This is a genomic window from Kitasatospora sp. NPDC093550 (genome assembly GCF_044764985.1).
In the GTDB taxonomy this organism is placed as follows: domain Bacteria; phylum Actinomycetota; class Actinomycetes; order Streptomycetales; family Streptomycetaceae; genus Kitasatospora.
Window position 1 is genome coordinate 1 of the sequence record NZ_JBIWJF010000011.1, and the last position, 18,861, is coordinate 18,861.

Genomic DNA, 18,861 nt, shown 5'->3' on the forward strand with positions numbered 1-18,861 from the left:
TGTCGGGGTGGTGGCCGGGGTGTGGTGCGTGGTGCGTGGCCTGGCGGGGCCGTGACCGGCTGCTCGTGTCTGGCAGTTGGCGTGTCGGGGTGGTAACCGGCGGCTCTGGACTGGCAGTTGGCTGGTCGCGGTGGTGGCCGGGGTGTGGTGCGTGGTGCTTGGCCTGGCGGGGCCGTAACCGGCTTTTGGTGTCTGGCGGTTGGCCTGTCGGGGTGGTGGCCGGGGTGTGGTGCGTGGTGTGTGGCCTGGCGGGGCCGTGACCGGCTGCTCGTGTCTGGCAGTTGGCGTGTCGGGGTGGTAGCCGGCGGCTCTGGACTGGCAGTTGGCTCGTCGCGGTGGTGGCCGGGGTGTGGTGCGTGGTGCTTGGCCTGGCGGGGCCGTAACCGGCTGCTGGTGTCTGGCGGTTGGCCTGTCGGGGTGGTGGCCGGGGTGTGGTGCGTGGTGCGTGGCCGGTGCGGGGCCGTGACCGGCCGCTCGTGCCTGGCGGTTGGCCTGTCGGGGTGGTGGCCGGGGTGTGGTGCGCGGTGCCTGTCCTGTCTGGGTGGTAATCGGCGGCTCGTGCTCGGCAGTTGGCCGGTGCGAGGCCGTGACCGGCCGCTCGTGCCTGGCAGTTGGCTGGTCGGGGTGGTGGCCGGGGTGTGGTGCGTGGTGCGTGGCCTGGCGGGGCCGTGCCGGCTGCTTGCGCCTGGCAGTTGGCTGGTCGGGGTGGGTGGTGGCGGGGTGTGGTGTGCGGTGCCTGGCCTGTCTGGGTGGTAATCGGCGGCTCGTGCCCGGCAGTTGGCCGGTGCGGGGCCGTGACCGGCTGCTGCTGCCTGGCAGTTGGCTTGCCAGGGTGTTAACCGGATGCTGGTGCCTGGCAGTTGGCTGGTCGGGGTGGTGGCCGGGGTGTGGTGCGTGGTGCGTGGCCTGGCGGGGCCGTGCCGGCTGCTCGTGTCTGGCGGTTGGCTGGTCGGGGTGGGTGGTGGCGGGGTGGGGGCGGCCGCCCCCCCGGGGGGGGGGCGGCGCGGGCCGCCGCGGTGGAACCCGGCCCCGGCGGTACGGGGGCGGTGGCCGAGGCCGGGCCGGCCGTGGGTTTCACGTCCGTTTCCGTGGTGTTTCGATTGGTTCTACGCCCGAACCGCGAGCGGTGTCAACACATTCGGGCAAGTTCACAGATGGCCGCCGAAGCCCGTCCGACCTCTTGCTTTTCCGGCCGGAAGGCGTATGGTCGGCCTGAACCAAGCGTGAACAGACATGAAACGGACCCAATCCCACATGTACGCACCCGAGCGGCAGCAAGAGATCCTCCGCCTCGCCCAGGAACAGGGCAGGGTGGACGTGCCGACGCTGGCCGAGGAGTTCGGCGTCACGCAGGAGACCATCCGGCGTGACCTGAGCGCCCTCGACCGGGCCGGTCTGCTGCACCGGGTGCACGGCGGCGCGCTGCCCGCCGGCGCGCTGCACCTGGAACCCGGCCTGGCCGAACGGGACTCCACGGCCGCGGCCGAGAAGGAACGCATCGCCAAGGCGGCCCTGGCCCTGCTGCCCGAGCAGGGCAGCGTCATCCTGGACGCCGGGACGACCGTCTCCCGCCTCGCCGGACTGCTGCCCGCCGACAGCGCGCTCACCGTCGTCACCAACGCCCTCCCGGTCGCCGCCCGGCTGGCCGACCACCGCGGGCTCGCCCTCCACCTGGTCGGAGGCCGGCTGCGCCACCGCACCCAGGCCGCCGTGGACGCCTGGGCGCTGCGGGACCTGGCCGACGTCCACGCGGACGTCGCGGTGATCGCCACCAACGGCTTCTCCGTCGAAGGCGGCCTGTCCACGCCGGACCTCGCCGAGGCGGCCGTCAAGCGGGCCATGCTCGCCGGTGCCCGGCGGGTGGTCCTGGTGGCCGACTCCTCCAAGTACGGCGCCCGCCACTTCGCCCGCTTCGGCTCGCTGGCCCAGGTGGACGTGCTGGTCACGGACACCGGCCTGACCGACCAGCAGACCGCCGAGATCGAGAACCACGGACCGGAAGTCATCCGCGCATGATCGTCACCATCACCCCCAACCCCAGCCTCGACCGCACCTACGAACTGGCGGCCCTCCTGCCGGGCGAGGTCAACCGGGCCTCGCACGACCGGCTCGACCCGGGCGGCAAGGGCGTCAACGTCTCCCGCGCGCTGACCGCCGCCGGCCACCGCACCAGCGCGCTCCTCCCCTTGGGCGGCCTCTCCGGGCAGCTGCTCGCCGACCTGCTGCGCCGTCAGGGCATCGAGGTCGCGGCGATCGCGATCGCGGGCGACACCCGGATCAACGTCTCGATCGCCGAGGCCGGCGGGAGCCTGACGAAGATCAACGCGGTCGGCCCCGAGCTCACCGCCGCCGAGTCGGCGGCACTGCTGGCGCTCGTCCGCGACGCGCAGAAGACCGGACGGGACACCGGGAACGACGTGGACTGGCTCGCCTGCTGCGGCAGCCTGCCGCGCGGACTGGCACCCGAGTGGTACGCCGAGGTGGTCGCCCAGGTGCACTCGGGCGGCGCCCGGATCGCCCTGGACACCTCCGGCCCCGCGCTGCTGGCCGCGCTCCCGGCCCGCCCCGACGTGGTCAAGCCCAACCGGGAGGAGCTCGCGGAGGCGGTGGGCCGCCCGGTCCACACCGTCGGGGACGCCGTGGCCGCCGCCGCGGAACTGCGCGAACGCGGCGCCCAGCAGGTCCTGGCCAGCCTCGGTGCGGACGGGATGCTGCTGATCGCCGAGGAGGGCAGCTGGTACGGCAACGCGCCGGTGGCCGCCGTCCGCAGCGACGTGGGCGCGGGCGACGCCTCGCTCGCCGGCTTCCTGGGCGCCGGCGGCACCGGCCCCGGGGCGCTCGCGGCGGCCCTGGCGCACGGCGCCGCCGCCGTACAACTGCCGGGGAGCGTGATGCCGACCCCGGCCGATCTGGACCCGGCCGCGGTGGTCGTGACGGCGGACCTCCCGCTCGAACGCCCGCTGCTCGGTTGAGAAACGGCCGCTGCGCGGTTGAGAACGGCCGCTCTGCGGTTGAGAACGGCCTCCGGCGTCCGTCGCCGGAGGCACCACGCCCGACCGTGTGGGACGGGAAGGGCGCGCGTACCCGGGGGCAAGGGACACTGTCAGGCACCAGCCGAAGGACCGACACGATGAGCGACACCAGCGGACTGATCACACCCGCACTCGTAGACCTCTACCTCGCCCCCGAGGAGAAGAGCGAAGCCCTCCGCGCCCTCGCCCAGCGGCTGGTCGCCGGGGGCCGGGTCACCGACCTCGACGGCTTCCTCGCCGACATCGCCGCCCGCGAGGCCCAGGCCCCGACCGGGATGGGCGACGGGATCGGCATCCCGCACTGCAGATCGGCCCACGTCACGCGGCCGAGCCTGGCCTTCGGCCGCAGCGCCGGGGGCGTGGACTTCGACGCCCCGGACGGACGGCCCGCCGACCTGGTCTTCATGATCGCGGCACCGGCCGGTGCGGACGACACCCACCTGCAGATCCTCGCCGAGCTGGCCCGCCGGCTCATGGACCCCGCCTTCACCGGCGCCCTGCGCGAGTCCGAGAGCCCGCGCGCGGTCGCGGCGCTGATCAACGGGGAGGAGGTGCCGGAGGCGGCTCCGGCGACGGCCGTGGGGTCGGAGGCCGCTCCGGAGCCGAGCGCCCCCGACGCCGGGCTGCGCCTGGTCGCGGTGACGTCCTGCCCGACCGGCATCGCCCACACCTACATGGCCGCCAAGGCCCTGGAGCTGGCGGCCGAGCGGGCGGGCGCGCGCATCCAGGTCGAGACCCAGGGCTCGGCCGGGACGACGCCGCTCGCCCCCGAGGTGATCGCGGCGGCGGACGCGGTGATCTTCGCCCATGACGTCGAGATCCGGGACCGGGCCCGCTTCGCCGGCAAGCCGACCGTGGACGTGGGCGTCAAGGCCGGCGTCAACCGCGCCGACGAGCTGATCGCGCAGGCCGCGGAGCTGGTCGCCGCGGCCGGCGGCGCCCGTCCCGCCGCCGCCCCGGTCGCCCCCGCGGGCAGCCGGCCGGCAGCGGCCGGCGAGCACTGGGCCCAGCGGCTGCGCACGTACCTGATGACCGGGGTCAGCCACATGATCCCGTTCGTCGCGGCCGGCGGTCTGCTGATCGCGCTCGCCTTCGCGATAGGCGGCTACCAGATCGCCTCCGCACCGTCCGTGCTGGGCCACTTCGACTGGACCTCCTCGCACAGCTGGGCGGCGATGCTGTTCCAGACCGGCAAGACCGCGTTCGGCTTCCTCGTCCCGATCCTCTCCGGGTACATCGCGTGGGCGATCGCGGACCGGGCGGCACTCGCCGCGGGCATCGCCGGTGGCGCCGTCTCGGTGGCGGTCGGCGCCGGCTTCCTCGGCGGCATCGTGTCGGGCCTGGCCGCGGGCTTCCTGGTGCTGTGGATGATCCGCTGGAACGTGCCCCGGGCGATCAAGGGCATCATGCCGGTCGTGGTGATCCCGCTGCTGTCGGTGGCGGCGGTCGGCTTCCTGATGTTCGTGGTGGTCGGCTCGCCGATCGCCTCGGCCATGAACGGCCTGACCGACTGGCTGAACGGTCTCTCCGGCTCCAACGCGATCCTGCTCGGCGCCCTGCTCGGCGCGATGATGGCCTTCGACATGGGCGGTCCGCTCAACAAGGTCGCCTACACCTTCGCGGCCGGTGCGCTCACCACCGCGGGGACGACCCCGGACGCGGGGAGCCTCAAGGTGATGGCCGCGGTGATGGCCGCCGGCATGACCCCGCCGCTGGGCATGGCCCTGGCGACCGTCGTGCGGCGCAGCCTGTTCACCGCCGAGGAGCGGGAGAACGGCAAGGCCGCCTGGGTGCTCGGGGCGTCGTTCATCACCGAGGGCGCGATCCCGTTCGCGGCGGCCGACCCGCTGCGGGTCATCCCGGCGGGCATCGTCGGGAGCATGACCGCCGGCGGCCTGACGATGGCCTTCGGCTCCACCCTGCGTGCCCCGCACGGAGGGATCTGGGTGCTCCCGCTGATCGGCAGCCCGTTCCTGTACCTGGTCGCGGTCGCGGCGGGCACGGTGGTCACCACGGCAGTCGTGGTGCTGCTCAAGGGGCTGCGGAAGCCCGCCGCCGTAGCGGCCGTCGACGCGCCCGCCGACGCGCCCGCCGACGCCCTCGCCGTCGCGAAGCGGCCGGCCGCCGTCTGACCCCTGCCGCCCGAACCGGTCCGGGGCGCCCGCTCGAACGAGCGGGCGCCCCGGTCGTGTCCGGCGGGGAGGATCAGGTCCGGCCGGCCAGGGCCGGTATCAGCCGTACGTCCTCGGGGGCGGCCGTGTTGTGGCGCTCGACCCAGGTGGTCAGTGCGGTCTGGCAGGCGTGGTCGAGGTGGCGCAGTTCCGAGAGGTCCAGCTCCAGGACGCGGTCGGTCGGCAGGGCCTCCATGGCGTCGAGCAGCTTGGGCAGGCGGAGGAAGGTGGCGTTGCCCGTCAGCCGGACCCGGATGGTGCCGGTGGGGGCCTCCTCCGTCTCCACGTGCAGGCGGGACGTCTCCCAGGCGGTCTTGACGACCGACAGGGCCAGGCCGATCAGTACGCCCTCGAACATGTTGACCGTGACGATGGCGACGGCCGTGGCCACCAGGACGAGCGCTTCGGAGCGGTGCTCGCGCCACAGCGGGCCGAGCTGCTTGAACGGCAGGAGCTTGAACCCGGCGTGCACGAGCACCCCGGCGAGCGCCGCGACGGGGATGACGCCGAGGGCGGCCGGGAGCAGCGCGGCGAACAGCAGCAGCCACGCGCCGTGCAGCACGCGGGACGCCTTGGTCCTGGCACCGGCCTGGACGTTGGCGGCGCTGCGGACGATGACCGCGGTCATCGGCAGGGCGCCGAGGACGCCGCAGAGGGTGTTGCCCGCCCCCTGGGCCATCAGCTCCTTGTCGTAGTCGGTGCGCGGCCCGTCGTGGAGGCGGTCGACGGCCGCCGCGCTGAAGAGGCTCTCGGCCGAGGCGACGAGGGTGAAGGCCACGATCGTGACGAGCAGCGCGGGCGTGAACTGGCCGAGCACCTCCGCGCCCGGGGGCTGGATGGCGTCCAGCAGGCCCTGGACCTCGACCTTCTTCACCGGACGGTGGAGGAGCCAGGCCGCGGCGGTGGCGAGCAGGACGGCCACCAGCGCGCCCGGGACGACCCGCACCCTGGCCGGGAGCCGCTGCCACAGCACGATCACGGCGATGGTGCCGGCGCCGATCGCGAAGGAGTAGCCGGCGCCGGGCGAGGAGACCAGCCGGGCGGCGAGGCCGGGCAGGCCGAGGAGCTTGTCGATTCCGCTCGCGGGCGCCGGCCGGCCGGCCATCGCGTAGAGCTGGCCGGCGATGATGACCAGGCCGATCCCGGCCAGCATGCCCTCGACCACGGCGACGGAGATCGCGCGGAACCACCGGCCCCAGCGCAGCGCGCCGAGCAGCAGTTGGAGCAGGCCGGTGGCGACGACCACGACACCGAGCGCGGGCAGCCCGAACCGCTGCACGGTCTCGGCGACCAGGACGGTCAACCCGGCGGCCGGGCCACTGACCTGGAGGCTGCTGCCGGGCAGGGCGCCGGTCACCAGGCCGCCGACGATGCCGGTGATCAGGCCGAGTTCGGCGGGTACGCCCGAGGCGACGGCGACGCCGACGCACAGCGGGAGTGCGACGAGGAAGACGACGAGCGAGGCGGTCAGGTCGTACTTGAGTGCGGGAAAGCGCATGGGAGCCCTCATCCGGGGAGCTTCGGGAGTGGTCGGCCGCGGGGTCGCGGTGGGCCGCGGCGTCACAGCGGCAGGAAGGCGTCGGCGCCGGGGCGGTGGGTGAGGACCGCGCCGGTGTGCACCTCGTAGAACCAGCCGTGCAGGCCGAGCAGGCCCTCGTCGACCCGGCGCGCGACGCTCGGGTGGGTGCGCAGCTTCTCCAACTGGTCCAGGACGTGGCGTTGGACCGGCCCGGCCAGGTCGTGGTCCGGCTTCCCGTCCGGCGTCAGCGCGGTGCCGTCGGCGAGCCAGTCGCGCACCGCGGGCACGCCGGTGAGGTCGTCGCCGCGGACGACGGCGCCGACGGCCCCGCAGTGCGAGTGGCCGCACACCACGATGTCGGCGATCTCCAGGACCTCGACGGCGTACTCGATGGTCGCGGCTTCGGCGGACGGGACGTCCGGCCGGTACGGCGGGACGATGTTGCCGGCGGTCCGCATCTCGAAGAGGTCCCCGGGCCGCGCGCCGGTGACGGCGGCGGGGATGACGCGGGAGTCCGAGCAGGTGATGAACAGCGCCTGCGGGGACTGGCCGTCGGCCAGTCGCCCGAAGTCGTCGGAATTCCGCGCGGCGCGGTGGTGGAAGGTACGGGCGTGGTCGATGAATTGCTGCATGTCGTGCCTCGGGGCCTTTCGGAAGTCGTCTGGTGAAGGGAGACTTCGAAGCCGCGTCCGCTCGATGCGGAAGAGGGCAGCGCGGAGCGCGGCGGCGGTGGCAGGGGAATCACTGCCGTGAGCCGTCGTGCATCGCGGGGCGTGGGGGTGTCACCGCAGGGGTGTCGCTGCCGTCGACGAGCAAGCGGGCGCGGTCGGCGCCGATCAGCAGCGGAACACCTGGAGGGCCGCCGCTCTGGACCGTCTGAGCGCCCCGTGCGGTGCCTCGGGGTCACCGGCCGGGGACGGGTGGCTGACGGCCGGAGCGTCATCGAGCAGGGCCGGGAGCAACTCGGGCCGTCGGCGCGGGACTTCGACGGCCCGGCCGCGCGGAGAGCAGAGGCCGGGCGCGAGCTTGGGAGGCATCGCCTCCTCGGCCAGCTTCGCCTCCGCGACCACCGACCGGCCGTTGCCCTCCCGGGTGAACGCGGCCACCGACTGGGACAGCGCCAGCAGGCCCAGCACGGCCACGAGGGTCACGGCGACGACGCCGACCATCCTCGTGACCACGGTCATTTGCCGGTTCCTTTCCCCGCTTTGACGTCTCCTTGGGACTCTCATGAATCCTGACGAGCTGTCATGTCGGGGAGTTCCGAAACTCCGTAAACAATATGTTAACTGTCTTGGTGGAACCGTTGACGATCTTCTGCAGGTCGTTCCGAATGCGGGAGAACGGTGAATTGTTTGCGATGCGACCTTTGACGGGTGCGGGTGCGGGTGCGGGCGGCGGTCACGGGCTCGGAGGCTCGGGCACGCGGCTGAACATCTCCAGGGCCTCGTGCTCCGTGCAGCGGGCGTTGAGGCAGTAGTCGGCCCACTCGGCGGCCTGCTCGAAGGCGGAGTCGCCGGCGATGCGGGCGGTGGCGGCGGGGACGTCCAGGAGGGTGCGGCGTAGCTGGACGTCCGGGCCGAGCAGGGCCCAGTGGGCGCCCGGCCTGCCGAAGGGCATGCCGATGCTGCCGGGGTTGACCACGAGGCGGCCGGCCGCGAGGCGGGTGAAGGGCATGTGGGTGTGGCCGCAGACGACCGTGGTGACCTCGGGGTCGACGTCGGCGAAGGCCTGGGCCCACCGTTCGGCGGGGCTTTCGACCAGGAGCACCTCCTCGTCGTCGCGCGGGCTGGCGTGGCAGAACAACACCGTGCCGAGCCCCGCGACCGGGAGGGTGACGGAGGTCGGCAGCCCTTCGAGGAGGTCGACCTGGTCCTCGCGCAGGCCGCGTGCGGCCGAGGGGCCGATCGGGTCGGGGATGGAGTCCCGAAGTCCGCGCCGGTACTCGACCAGTTCCCGGTCGGCGTTGCCCCGGATCCAGACCGCCCGGTCGCCGAGACCGGTCAGCAGGTCCAGTACCGCTGCGGGTTGGGGGCCGCACGCGATGTCACCGGTGAGGACGATGAGGTCCGCGTCCTTGACCTCGGGTTCGGCGAGGACCGCCTCGACGGCCGGGAGCACACCGTGGATGTCGGAGAGGACTGCTACGCGCTTCAGCATGATCCCAAGTATCCAGTGGCGCACCGGTGTCGCGGGTAGCATGGCGGAGATCAAGTCAGGTCCGGACCGCTGCGGTCAAGGAGGGGTATGTCCGAGCCCGAAATCGACGTCCTCGCGGACGCCGACGAGGCCGTGGTCGAGGCGTTCCGCCGGTTGTTGCCCCAACTGGGCAAGCAGCCGCCCGAATTGACGGCGGAGTTCGTCCGGGGCGTGGTCACCCACCCGGCGAACCTGGTCCTCGCGGCCCGATCCGGCGGGCGCGTGGTCGGGCTGCTCACCCTGGTGGTGCTCGCCCTGCCGACCGGGACCACCGCCCGGTTCGAGGACGTGGTGGTGGACGAGTCGGCGCGCGGGGCGGGCATCGGGCAGGCGCTGGTCCGGCGGGGGCTGGAGCTGGCGCGGTCCCACGGGGCCCGGCAGGTCGATCTGACGTCCCGGCCGAGCCGCGTGGCCGCGCACCGCCTGTACGAAAAGGCCGGTTTCGTACGGCGGGAGACCGGTGTGTTCCGTCATCACCTGGAGCACACCGGTCTCCCCGCCGACTCCGCCGCCGAGGCTCAGCCGGCCACGGGCGTCAGCTCGAACAGGTAGCCGTTGGGCGGAGTGGTGGTCGGCCGGACGGTCCGGCACTCCCAGCCGGACTCCTGGAACGCCTCCTGCCACTGCTCGAGGGTGGGGAGGTAGTCGCCCATCAGCGCGTGGACGGCCTCGAAGCCGAGGGTGAAGACGGTGGTGTCCGGGCCCGGGAGTTCGCTGGTCCGGACGACGTCGCAGATGAACAGCCGGCGGGCGGCCGGGAACGCGGTCCGCAGCCTGCGCAGCGTCCGCACGCAGCTGTCGTACGGCCAGAAGTCGTGCCCCATGAAGACGCACGTGACGGTGTCCACGTCGGCGAACTCGGGTCGCGGTTCGAGGTCGAGGACGTCGCCCTGGAGCAGGGTGATGCGGTCGCCGAGGCCGGCGGACTCGACGGACTCGCCGGCCAGCTGCACCGCCGCGGCGGAGAGGTCGACGCCGACGCCGCGTGCGCCGGGGTGGTTGCCGAGGATCCGGATGAGCCGCTGGCCGGAGCCGCAGCCGAGGTCGGCGACCTTGCCGACGGGCGGGTCGGCCAGGAGGCGGTCGAACAGCGGCTCGACCTCCTCGTCCCCGATCAGCCGCGAGCCGACGGCCACGGCGCGCATGTCGCGGTGGTAGAAGTCGCCGGTCCTGCGCTCCGCGAGGGTCACGTCCGGGGCGATGCTGAAGAGTTCGCCGCAGCCCTTGACCAGCCAGTAGAAGTAGCCGCGGGCGGCGTACGCCTCGGCGAAGAGCGCGCCCGGGATCACCACCTCCTCGTCCTTGACCTCGACGACCCGGGCCCAGTGCAGGGCGCGGTGCACGGAGCGGACCACCGTGTCGGAGAGGCTCTCGTCGCCACCGTTGCCGAAGGGCGCCTGGCCGTCCTCGGCGAGCCGGTCGAGGATGCCGAGCTGCTGGGCGGCGGACAGGGCCGCGGCCGCGACGTAGGACGAGTAGAGGTCGGCGACCGGTCCGCGGACCCAGTCGGCCGGCGCCGGCGCGGTTTCGCTCGGTGAAGACATGACGTTCCCCGTTCTGTTCTGAGCAGTCCGTTGTTTCTGGCTTGTGCGCGTGTTTCCGGCTTGGGCGCGCGACGCGGTCAGCCGCCGGTCGCCACCTCGGGGGCCATGTGCCGGCCCACCTGGTCGAGGCGCCGGATGACCTCCTCCTCGGTGTCACCGCGGACGGAGACGATCGCCACGGCGTCGTTGCAGTTCTCGGGCCGGGCCAGGCGGTCGCCGGGACGGGCGAGCACCTGGCACTCCAGGACCCAGGGCTCGTCCGGGGGCGTCAGGGGCCGCTGGAGCACACCGGCGTCCGCGTAGATGACGGTGAATCCGGTGAGATGGTCGGCGGGGGCGGCGGGTACCGGCACGGTCCCCTCCACCTGGGCCTGGATGACGGCCTCGTCCAGGTTGACGCCGGTCCGGGAGAGGAAGCCGGCGATGACCCCGCCGCCGCCCGCCCGGGCGCCGATCTCGCAGAAGACGATCTCTCCGTCGCGCACGAACATCTCGTGGTGGGTGACGCCGGTGAAGCCCGGGTGGGCCGCGAGGACGCGCCGGTTGAACTCCAGCAGCGCGTCGAGCAGGGGGCCGGGGCCCAGGGCGACGTCCCGGCAGGGGTGCAGCCGGGTGTAGGAGGTGGGCTCGTCGATGTACCGGGCGGCGACGGCGGCGAGCACCTCGGAGTCCTGAACGACGCTGTCGACGTGGAAGAGCTCGCCGTCGATGAACTCCTCGACCTCGAACTCGGCCAGGCGGTGGCCCTGTTCCGCGGTGAGGGAGGTGACCTCGGCCGGCGACCGCAGGACGAAGATGTCCCGCGCGCCGCTGCCCAGCCGGGGCTTGACGACCACGGCGCCGGTCCGGGACAGCAGGTCCAGGGCGGTGGTCTCGTCGAACGGCGCGAACTCCGGGACGCGGATGCCGAACGCGCTCAGGTGCTCCTTCATCCGGACCTTGTCGCGGAAGAGCACCGCCTCCCGCGCGGTCTGCCCCGGCAGGCCGAGTTCCTCGCGCAGTTCGGCGGCGCGCAGCAGCAGCCGCTCGGTGATGGCCACCAGACGTTCCGCTCCGCGCCCCGTGAAGGCGGCCTGGTGACGGACCGCGTCGGTGAGCGCGCGGTCGTCGTAGACGTCGACCGCGATGACGGATTCCAGTTCTTTTCCGGTGGCTTCGCCGACCCGGTCGAGGGGGGTGACCAGACGTACCGAATAGCGGTCCTCCGGCAGGAATGCCCGCCCGTCCCCGTCCCGGTAGAAGGAATAGCCGATCCGGTCGAGCAGAAGGACGGGAATCTTGCGTGGTTGATCACTCATGTTTGTCACTGCCCCCGGTTCGAGTGCGCATGCGGCCGGATGTGCCAGGCATGTCCTGCGCGGGGGATTTCGGATGCCTCGCGGAGTTCACTTCCGCCGACCGGGCCGTCGGCCGGACGGTCGGCGCGGACCGTGGGTCCGGACCGTCGGCCGAAGAGGCGGACGGAGAGGTGGGGAGGCATGACGTCGAATCCCGGAGCCACCCTAGGCAGGGGGCTCGGCCAGCGTCCAGCCCTGACGGTCGAAGGCGGAAATTCGTCGGCGGGTTCCGGTGGCATTGCTGCTGTTTGTCCGCTTCTGCAGCGGCGATCTGCGCGGTTCTTCGTCGGCGAAGCGAACATTTTGAGTCAGTTGTCGGACCATGATCAATCAGCCTTGACGACCGCTTGTTCGAATGGTTCGATCGGTGAATCTCTGCTGGACACAAGGAAAACTCGCGGCTTCTCGCCGCGGTGTACGGGGGCCTTGACCGGGTCTTCTTCCGGGCATGACGGAGAAGGGGGAAAGTGGTTCACATGGGACGTCTCTGGTCTGCCCTCGAGCAACCTCGGACAGATGCGCCGGCGGAGCTTCCCGGCTGGGTTCCCGGCGTTTATGAAGCCTTTGTGGAAAAAATGCTCGACCGGGATCGCGCATATCCCTGCTACTTCGGGGTCCAGGGTCAACAGCGCGGAAACAACTGGTTCGCGGTATTCGACCCCTCCCTTCCGGAACAGCACGGTGCGCACGCTCTGGGTGACGCCCTGCTGGAATTCCGCGAGCAGGCGCGGCGCGGCCCCAAGCGGCAGACGCTGATCGTGTTCGCGGGACCGCCCGAGCCGCAGGCGAGCCTGGCGGACCACCAGACGGCGTTCTGGAGGCTGCTGGAGGACCTGAGCGCCATCGACACCACGCCCTGGCCGGAGGGCTTCACCACGGACACCGCGGACCCCGCCTGGCAGTGGTGCTTCGCGGGGGAGCCGTGGTTCACCTTCATGACCAGCCCCGGCTACCACCACCGCGACAGCCGCAACCTGGGACCCTGCCTGACGCTGGTCTTCCAGACCCGGCGCGTCTTCGAAGGCCTCAGCGGCTCCTCGGTCGCCGGGCAGGCCGCCAAGCGGCGCATCCGGGCGGACCTGGAGCGCTACGACACCGTGCCGCCCCATCCCTATCTCGGCGACCCCGCGTACTCCTCCGTCCACAAGTGGCGCCAGTACGCGCTGCCGGACGACCAGTCGGTGGGCAGCCCCGAGAAGTGCCCCTTCACCGGCTGACGCACCGTCCCGCGCGCGGCCGCCCTGCCGCCTGACTCGCACGCGAGGCGCGACCCGTCCGCGTGCCCCTCTCCGACCCCTCCGGTCCGACCGGTCGAAAGGTGACTCCTCCGTGTCCGATTCCGTGTCCTCCTCCGTGTCCGACCCCGCGCCCGCCGTGGCCGACCCCGACTTCTGGTCCCGCCACGTCTTCGTGCTCTTCAGCTCCGACGCGATCCACCGGGGCGTCCACACGGACATGGTCGCGCGGCTGCGCAAGGAGGGGTTCCCGCCCGTCGCCGCCCGCGCCCTGCACGCCGACCCCGAGCTGATCGACGACCTGTACGCGGACCTCATCGCCGGCCAGTGGCAGACCTGGCGGTACCGGCTGGTGGACGCGGTCCTCACGCTGGGCCCGGCCATGGCCCTGATCTGCCGGTACGAGGGCGCCACCGGGGCCGGGTCGGGCGGCGGCGCCCACGACCTCCTGGCCCTGCGCAAGGGCTACCAGCACCCCGAGCAGGCCGAACACGGCACCCTGCGCCGGGACTTCGGCGCGGTCAACAGCATCGTCGGGCTGATGCACAGCTCCGACGGGCCGATGGAGTCCGAGCGCGAGGCCGCCATCTTCGGTCTGACCGCGGCGGACGCCGCCGCCGATCCCGAGGCCGCGGCGGCCGAGATCGACTACCTGTGCCAGGTGGTCACCCCGCACACGCCCGAGCGCCGGGACTTCGACCAGGTGCTCGCCACCGTCCGCACCCGTGTGGTGGCCTCCCTGTGGGAGGGCCTGCCCGGCGAGGTCCGTGACGGCCTGCGGGAGCGGTTCCCGGAGACCGCCCGGCTGGGCGACGTGGGCGCGGGGGCCGAACTGGCGGCGCTGCTCGCCGGCCACGCCCCGGAACCCCTGCTGGCCTTCCTCGCCTGCGAGTTCGAGCCCTCGGCGGCCGACGTGATGCGCATGTCGGTGGCCGAGCAGGCGCTGCGCGGCACCGGTGTGGTCCTCGACGGCTGGGAGCGGGTGGTGCTGGAGTCCTCGCTGCACTTCCAGCCGCTGCGCGCGAGCCGGCAGCCCGTCCGCTGACGGTCACCCGATACGACCCGTTGTGAGAGGAAGCCTTTCGTGGATGTCTCCGTGCTTGACCGGCTGCCCGCCCCGGTACGGGCCGAACTCGACCGCCGGCGGGCACCGCTGCCCGCGATGGCGGCCCTGGTGGAGGCCGACGACGACGAACCCGTCCTGCTCGCCGGCTCCTACGCGACCGGGGAGTGGAACCCCACCTCCGACCTCGACCTGCTGGTCCTGACCAAGCGGAACCGCCCGCGCCGCGCGCCCGGCACCACCAACCACCCCTCGATCCTCGGGGACAGCTTCGACGGGCAGGCGGGCGACCTCCCGGTCAACGTCGAGTACGTCTCCGCCGAGCGCCTGCACGACCTCGCCCGGGTGCTGGAGAGCGCCGACGGGGACGGCGGCGCGGTCGACCTGCCGAACCTGCAAGGGCTGGAGATACGGCTCGTGCAGCGCGTGCACAAGGGCATCCCGCTGAGCGGCGCCGGGGAGCTGGAGCGGCTCCGCGCGGGCCTCGACCTCGACGCGGCCCGCTCGGCGGCCACCGCCCTCGCCTTCGTCGGCACGCTCAGCCTGCTGGAGGACACCACCGTCCTGACCAGCCCGACCCGTGAGCTGATGTGCCGGGGCGCCGCGGAGTCCCTGCTGATGTCGGCGGTGAACGGGTTCGGCCCGCTCACCCACGACGGCAAGCACCTGCTCACCCGGGCGGCCCGCATCGCCGAACTCCCGCAGGCTCCGCGGCTGTTCGGACGGATCGAGACGCTGCTGTTCGCGGACCGGCTGCCGCACGAGGAAGCGCTCGGCCTGGTCCTGGACCTGGCCGAGGACCTGTACCGGTCGTTCACCGATCCGCGCTGCCCCTCCCGCGTCCTCCCCATGCTCGACCCGTTCGTCCCGACCTGGGCGTGGACCGGACGCGCGTGGACGGCGCCGGGACACGGCCGCGCGGAGACGGGACGGCCCGGCCCGGGGCAGGGCGCGTGACGGGCCCGGGCCCCGCCGCCGACCGGGCGGCGGACGAGGCGTGGCGGCTGCTCGACCCCGACCCGCCGCTGTTCGCCTCCGAGGGGTGGCTGGAGCTGTTCGCCGGCCGGATCGAGGGCGGCCACCGCCGCTTCGTCAGCGCGCCCGGCACACCCCTCGCCACCGGCTTCTTCGGCACGGTCGTCGGCGACAGCGGGGTCTCCGAGAGCAAGAACCCCTGGCAGCTGCTGTTCGAGCCGTGCAGCCTGCGGACGCTGACGCCCGGGGCGACGGCGGCGCAGGCCGAGGCCCGTGCCGGGGGACCGTCCCGCGAGGCCTGGTTCCCCTCGCTGGTGCTGATGTACCCGGGCCTGGAGTGCTTCCCGACCGGTCCGGGCCGTCACCACCCCGCCGCGCTGGACCACGCCGTCGCGGACGTCGTCGGCCGGGCCCGGGACGAGGGCCTGGAGTCGGTGGCCTTCCTGTACGTGCAGCCGGAGGAGCGGGCGCTCGCCGAGGCGTTGCGCCGGGCGGGGTTCGTGGAGTTCCCGCTGGCCCTGCGCTGCAACCTGCGCCCGCCCGGCACCTCGTTCGCCGACTACCGGGCCACCCTGGGCCGCAGCGCGGTCCACGGCATGGACCGCGTCCGCCGCCGCATGGCCGAACGGGGCGTGTCCATCGCCCGGTTCCCGCTGAGCGAGCTGGACGACGCCGGGGTCGAGCGGCTCGTCGAACTGCGGCTCCAGCACCGCGCCAAGTACGGACGGCGTCCCGACGCCACCGGCGAGCGGGACCAACTCGGGGCGCTGCGCCGGCACTTCGGCGACCGGTGCGAGGTGGTGGCCGCGCTGGCCGACGAGCGGATCATCGCGTTCTGCCTGTTCCTGGACGCCGGCGACGTACGGCACTCCTGGACGAACGGCGCCGACTACACCGACAGCCGGTCCAAGGACACCTTCTTCGAGGTGTGTTACTACCGGCCGGTCGAGGACGCCTACCACACCGGCCGCAAGGAGCTGTCCTACAGCTACGGCGCGGAGAACGCCAAGCTCGAACGGGGCTGCCGCCTGGACGAGGTGAGCGGCTTCGTGCTCCCGCTGAGCGACGGCGGCCTGGAGCCGGCGCGCCGTGCGGCGCAGGCCCTCGCCGGGGGGCTCGCTCGTCCCGGCACGGAAACGCACAGGACAACGGGAGAGTGACGAGAGAGTGATGGCCACCGACGCCGCCGACGCCCCCGCGGGGCGCGGCATCCTGCGGGAGCGGGGCTTCCGGTACTACTGGACGGCGCGCGCCCTGTCCCTGGTCGGGGACTACGCCTTCCGGACCGCCTTCGCCACGCACATCATCAGCGTCAGCGGCTCGGCGTCCACGCTGGCCGCGGCAACGGCCGTGCTGCTGGTGCCCTCCCTGGTGTTCTACCTGGTGGGCGGCGCCGTCGGAGACCGCACCCGGTCCCGGCGGGCCGTCATGATCGGGGCCGACCTCACCCGGTTCGTGGTCCTCCTGCTCATCGCGGGGGTGACCTACTGGACGTCCAGCGTGGCGCTGCTCGTCGTCCTCGCGGTGCTGATCGGGGTGGCGGACGGTTTCTTCCAGCCCGTGTCCTTCGCGTACATGCTGGAGATCACGCCCAAGGAGAAGCTGGTCGCCGCCAACTCGGCGCTCTCCGTGGGCCAGCAGATCGGACTCATCGGCGGCCCGCTCGTCGGCGGGTTCATGGTGAGCCTCGCGGGCGCCTCCGCGACCTTCGCGTTCGACGCCGCAACCTTCCTGCTCTCGGCGATCCTGCTGCTGCTCATCCGCACGCGCCGGAACGCCGGCGAGGAGAACGGCCCCGGCGCCGTGGAAGCGGACGCCGCGGCCGAGGACGGCGCTCCCGCGGAACCGGTGTCCGGCATCGACCGGCTGCGGCAGGTCGGTGCGGACGTCGCCGTGGCGGGCCGGTACGTGGCCGGCCTGCGCTGGCTGCTGGTCTCCCTGGTCGTCGGCGCCTGCACCAACGCCGTGTACGCGGGCGTCCTCGACGTCTCGGTGCCGCTGATCATGGCACCGGAGGGGACGTCCGAGGGCAGGGCGCTGGGCACGTTCTACGCGCTCCAGGGCATCGGCGCGCTGGCCGGGGCGGCGGTGCTGGTCAGGCTGACGGTCCGCAGGATGGGGCCCGCCCTGTTCGCCATGCTCGCCCTCATGGCCCTGTCCCTCGCGGCGACCGGCCTCATCGGCAACGGCGTGGGCGCGCTCGCCATGGCCTTCACCTACGGGATCGGCCTGCACTTCTTCAACTCGATCTTCCCCAGCCTGTTGCAGGAACGGGTGCCGGAGTCCCTGCTCAGCCGCGTGGGCGGCCTGGCGTTCCTCGGCTTCAACGGCCTGATGCCCCTGGGCGCCCTGCTGATGGGACCGCTGGTGACCACCTTCGACGCCCGGGGCGCGGCCGTCTGGGCGGGTCTCGCGGCCGCGCTGGCGAGCCTCGCCGCTCTGCTGTCCGGGGACGTCCGCCGACTCACCGCCCGGAGCCCGGAGCCGGACACGGGCGCGGCTCCCGACCCCGCCGACGGCGACAAGGACGCCGTCGCACAGCTCTAGGCGCGGTTGCCGGGGGCCCGACCCGACCCACGAAGACAGGAAGGTCATGTGCAGCTGATGTACAGGACAGAAGTGACCCCGTTGTCCGGCCCGTTCGACGGCGCCGGCTGGGACCACCTGGGGCCGGGCGCCGCGGTCCAGGGCGGCCGCTGGCTGCGGGCGATGATCAGCCGACTCCCCGGCGAGCCGGTCACGGTCCTGCACCACGGCCCGGACGGCGCGCTCGCCTTCACCGGTGCCGTGATCAGCGACGGCGACGCGTACGAGGCGTACAACCCGTGGGCGATCCTGCGCCGCGAGGACCCCGTCTTCCCCGAGTCGGAGTGTGCGCGCCGGCGCGTCCTGCCGCAGCTCGGCGACAGGCCCGAGGAGATCCTGCCGTCCCTGCTCCTGGTGGCGCCCGGCTACCTCGGCGATCCGGTGGGGCCCGCCGCGGACCGGCCCGAGAGCCTGAAGCAGTGCCTCGCCGACGCCTGCGCCTGGGCGAGCGGCGCGGGCCTGGCCACCGTGTCGGTGCTGTACACCACACCGCCCGCCGCGCGGGCCCTGGCACCCGCCGTCGGCGCCCTGGGCGGCGAGAGCTTCGAGCTGACGACGCGCTCGATGATGCGGGTGACCTGGGACGACGAGGAGGGCCTCGCCGCCGGCCGGTCGAAGGGGCAGCGCGCCGAGGTGCGGCGGCAGCTGCGCCGGCTCGCGGAACACGGCTGCACCGTCGGGACGGCAGACCCCGACGAACTGTTCGACGAGGTCGTCGGGGCCAGGTGCGAACTGCTGCGCTGGTACGGGCAGCCCGCGGACGAATCCTCCGAGCGGCGCCGGCTGCGCACCCTGATCGACACCTTCGGTGAGGACCTGCTGCTCTGCACCGCGCACCACGGCGGCCGGCTGATCGCCTACGCCCTCTTCGTCTCCGACCGGAGGACCCTGCAGAACGTGTACGTCGGCACCACGGAGGCGGGCCGCAACACGCCGTACGCGCATCTGGCGGTGACCTACCACGAGCCGATGCGGCGCGCCGCGCGCGAACGCTACGACTGGATCGACTACGGCGTCGGCCACGGGGACACCAAGCGGTTGCAGGGCTGCGACGCCGTCGCGCTGACGGGGCACGTGATCCCGCTCCACTGACCGGCTCGGTGTGGCGTCCGGGAGCCCTCCGGAGGAGGGTCTTCCGTCGGGGGTGCCCGGGGAATCCGTCCTGGATTCCCCGGGCACCCCCGACGGGCGCCTACGGGC

At 73.1% G+C, this 18,861-nt stretch carries 16 protein-coding genes; 10 read left to right on the forward strand and 6 right to left on the reverse strand.

Translation table 11 applies throughout. From position 1 onward, the window contains the following. The first annotated feature begins 1,254 nt into the window (after positions 1 to 1,254). From ACIRD3_RS19050 to ACIRD3_RS19060, 3 genes are all read left to right on the forward strand, one after another. A complete protein-coding gene (locus tag ACIRD3_RS19050; RefSeq protein WP_402218271.1) occupies positions 1,255 to 2,016 on the forward strand; it encodes a DeoR/GlpR family DNA-binding transcription regulator in 762 nt (253 codons plus the stop codon). After that, positions 2,013 to 2,972 carry a 1-phosphofructokinase gene (gene pfkB, locus ACIRD3_RS19055; protein WP_402217731.1) on the forward strand — a complete coding sequence of 320 codons (960 nt, stop codon included), beginning with the start codon at positions 2,013 to 2,015 and terminating at the stop codon, positions 2,970 to 2,972. Before ACIRD3_RS19050 ends, pfkB begins: the two co-directional genes overlap by 4 nt. A 158-nt stretch (positions 2,973 to 3,130) precedes the next feature. After that, positions 3,131 to 5,164, forward strand: a complete 2,034-nt coding sequence (locus tag ACIRD3_RS19060; protein ID WP_402217734.1) for a fructose-specific PTS transporter subunit EIIC — start codon at positions 3,131 to 3,133, stop codon at positions 5,162 to 5,164. A 73-nt stretch (positions 5,165 to 5,237) separates the two neighbouring features. Here the strand turns inward: ACIRD3_RS19060 and ACIRD3_RS19065 are convergent, their stop codons facing one another. From ACIRD3_RS19065 to ACIRD3_RS19080, 4 genes are all read right to left on the reverse strand, one after another. Next, entirely contained in the window at positions 5,238 to 6,701 is a 1,464-nt protein-coding gene (locus ACIRD3_RS19065) for a SulP family inorganic anion transporter (RefSeq protein ID WP_402217737.1), read from the reverse strand. Between the two features lie 62 nt (positions 6,702 to 6,763). Then, on the reverse strand, positions 6,764 to 7,354 hold the full coding sequence (locus ACIRD3_RS19070) for a carbonic anhydrase (protein ID WP_402217740.1): 591 nt from the start codon (positions 7,352 to 7,354) through the stop codon (positions 6,764 to 6,766). Between the two features lie 204 nt (positions 7,355 to 7,558). Continuing rightward, a complete protein-coding gene (locus tag ACIRD3_RS19075) occupies positions 7,559 to 7,909 on the reverse strand; it encodes a hypothetical protein (RefSeq protein WP_402217741.1) in 351 nt (116 codons plus the stop codon). 214 nt (positions 7,910 to 8,123) lie between these two features. Beyond that, entirely contained in the window at positions 8,124 to 8,882 is a 759-nt protein-coding gene (locus ACIRD3_RS19080) for a metallophosphoesterase family protein (RefSeq protein ID WP_402217744.1), read from the reverse strand. A gap of 87 nt (positions 8,883 to 8,969) precedes the next feature. Here ACIRD3_RS19080 and ACIRD3_RS19085 point away from each other — a divergent pair, with 87 nt between their 5' ends. Continuing rightward, on the forward strand, positions 8,970 to 9,473 hold the full coding sequence (locus ACIRD3_RS19085; RefSeq protein ID WP_402217746.1) for a GNAT family N-acetyltransferase: 504 nt from the start codon (positions 8,970 to 8,972) through the stop codon (positions 9,471 to 9,473). On the opposite strand, the gene ACIRD3_RS19090 is transcribed toward ACIRD3_RS19085, so the two are convergent. After that, positions 9,440 to 10,465 (reverse strand): SAM-dependent methyltransferase, encoded by a 1,026-nt coding sequence (locus tag ACIRD3_RS19090; protein WP_402217749.1) that lies wholly within the window; start codon positions 10,463 to 10,465, stop codon positions 9,440 to 9,442. The genes ACIRD3_RS19085 and ACIRD3_RS19090 overlap by 34 nt on opposite strands. 77 nt (positions 10,466 to 10,542) lie before the next feature. Continuing rightward, entirely contained in the window at positions 10,543 to 11,763 is a 1,221-nt protein-coding gene (locus tag ACIRD3_RS19095) for an ATP-grasp domain-containing protein (RefSeq protein ID WP_402217752.1), read from the reverse strand. A gap of 614 nt (positions 11,764 to 12,377) precedes the next feature. Here ACIRD3_RS19095 and ACIRD3_RS19100 point away from each other — a divergent pair. From ACIRD3_RS19100 to ACIRD3_RS19125, 6 genes are all read left to right on the forward strand, one after another. Continuing rightward, positions 12,378 to 13,019 (forward strand): YqcI/YcgG family protein, encoded by a 642-nt coding sequence (locus tag ACIRD3_RS19100; RefSeq protein ID WP_402217754.1) that lies wholly within the window; start codon positions 12,378 to 12,380, stop codon positions 13,017 to 13,019. Positions 13,020 to 13,131: 112 nt separating this feature from the next. Beyond that, the gene (locus ACIRD3_RS19105; protein WP_402217756.1) at positions 13,132 to 14,082 is read left to right on the forward strand and encodes a nucleoside-diphosphate kinase; all 951 of its coding nucleotides are present in this window, start codon (positions 13,132 to 13,134) and stop codon (positions 14,080 to 14,082) included. Positions 14,083 to 14,121: 39 nt separating this feature from the next. Then, positions 14,122 to 15,057 (forward strand): nucleotidyltransferase domain-containing protein, encoded by a 936-nt coding sequence (locus ACIRD3_RS19110; RefSeq protein WP_402217757.1) that lies wholly within the window; start codon positions 14,122 to 14,124, stop codon positions 15,055 to 15,057. After that, complete coding sequence (locus tag ACIRD3_RS19115; protein ID WP_402217759.1) at positions 15,054 to 16,235, forward strand: GNAT family N-acetyltransferase; 1,182 nt, start codon at positions 15,054 to 15,056, stop codon at positions 16,233 to 16,235. The genes ACIRD3_RS19110 and ACIRD3_RS19115 overlap by 4 nt, the downstream gene beginning before the upstream one ends. Before the next feature lie 10 nt (positions 16,236 to 16,245). Further along, positions 16,246 to 17,622 (forward strand): MFS transporter, encoded by a 1,377-nt coding sequence (locus ACIRD3_RS19120; RefSeq protein ID WP_402217761.1) that lies wholly within the window; start codon positions 16,246 to 16,248, stop codon positions 17,620 to 17,622. 72 nt (positions 17,623 to 17,694) lie between these two features. After that, the gene (locus ACIRD3_RS19125; RefSeq protein WP_402217763.1) at positions 17,695 to 18,753 is read left to right on the forward strand and encodes a GNAT family N-acetyltransferase; all 1,059 of its coding nucleotides are present in this window, start codon (positions 17,695 to 17,697) and stop codon (positions 18,751 to 18,753) included. Positions 18,754 to 18,861: the final 108 nt, after the last annotated feature.